The sequence below is a fragment of the Vibrio sp. 1F169 genome (assembly GCF_041439605.1).
Taxonomy (GTDB): domain Bacteria; phylum Pseudomonadota; class Gammaproteobacteria; order Enterobacterales; family Vibrionaceae; genus Vibrio; species Vibrio tasmaniensis_A.
Map to the genome: position 1 here is coordinate 1 of NZ_JBGOOI010000172.1, position 1,333 is coordinate 1,333.

The following is a 1,333-nucleotide window of genomic DNA, read 5'->3' on the forward strand; positions in this document are numbered from 1 at the left end:
TGATGTATGGAATCCACTCCCTCTCTGCCAGTCTACACTTAGCAGAGTGCCATTATAACGAGGGCTCCAATATGTTGACTAAAAATGTTATCGCTATCGACCTAGCAAAAAATGTTCTGCAAGCCTGCCATATCAGTGTTCACGGTGAGATGCTGTCCAATAAACCTCTAAGTCGACAGAAAATGAAAGAGTTTCTTGCCAAGGCTAAGCCTTCCATTGTCGCAATGGAAGGGTGTTGCGGATGTCATTATTGGGGTCAGTTAGCTCAAAAGTTTGGACACGAAGTGCGGATTATCAACCCGAAGAAAGTGAAAGGCTACCTAGAAGGACATAAAACTGATCATAATGATGCCCTTGCTATCGCTAATGCCGCTATCCAAATTGGTATCAAGTACAGCCGTCCAAAGTCATTAGAACAACAATCTATGCATTCATTAGAAACCAGCCGTAGGTTCTTATCTCGTAGTGTGGTTTCCTTAGGGCTTCACATTAGAGGGACGATTTTGGGCTACGGGATAGCAAACCCTAGAGGTGAAAAAGGTTTAAAAGCGTCGGTTCAAACAGTACTTGATGGAGAGACCTCAATACCAGCAAATGTTGTATCCGTTCTGTCCATGTTGTGGGAGCAATATAAAGAACTGAAAGCAAAACTCATCGCGTTCGAAAAAGAGAAAAATGCTTTAACCCGCCAGATAGAACCATGCCAACGATTAATGGAAATTGAAGGTGTTGGTGAAACAACAGCTGCGATGCTCTATACAACTCTTGGTGATGGAAAGCAGTTCAAGAATGGAAGACAAGCTTCAGCGTTTGTTGGTCTTACACCCAAACAACACAGTTCAGGTGGCAAGGTCTTTATGATTGGGATCGATAAATGCGGTGGAGTGAAGGAGCTACGCTCCCTTCTCTATCTTGGTGCAATGTCTTACGTTGGACGACTCCCCGAAAAACCGAAGACTCAAAAGGATGCTTGGTTGAGGAGTATCATAGATCGTATCGGCTTCAAGAAGGCCTGCATTGCACTGGCGAACAAAGTGGTACGGACTGCGTGGGCAATGCTTCGGTATGAGACTGAATACAAACCAGTATTACTTACTAATTAATCACTAACAAATTCTAAAATTTTACAAAATGATGAAGCATAAAAGGTAAGACCAACCTACTGAAAACCTGGCCGTTCTGTCATGCTAAGCAAGCTGCTAACTCGATAAGGACAGTAGGTGCGCAAAACATCAAAGGCTAGAAGGTAGCTCCTTCAATAAGAAGCCGAATATACGACCGCATCTTAACTTTTATTACCAAAATCACTTTGTAAATACGTGGATTCCATATA

The 1,333-nt window shown here is 42.8% G+C and carries 1 protein-coding gene; it reads left to right on the top strand.

Translation table 11 applies throughout. The features are described 5' to 3' along the window. Positions 1–71: 71 nt before the first annotated feature. The gene (locus ACED53_RS23410; protein WP_017100620.1) at positions 72–1,103 is read left to right on the top strand and encodes an IS110 family transposase; all 1,032 of its coding nucleotides are present in this window, start codon (positions 72–74) and stop codon (positions 1,101–1,103) included. The last annotated feature ends 230 nt before the right edge of the window (positions 1,104–1,333 follow it).

Coding starts and splice junctions, on each gene's coding strand:
- ACED53_RS23410 (WP_017100620.1), top strand. CDS start 72: ATGTTGACTAAAAATGTTATCGCTATCGACCTAGCAAAAAATGTTCTG.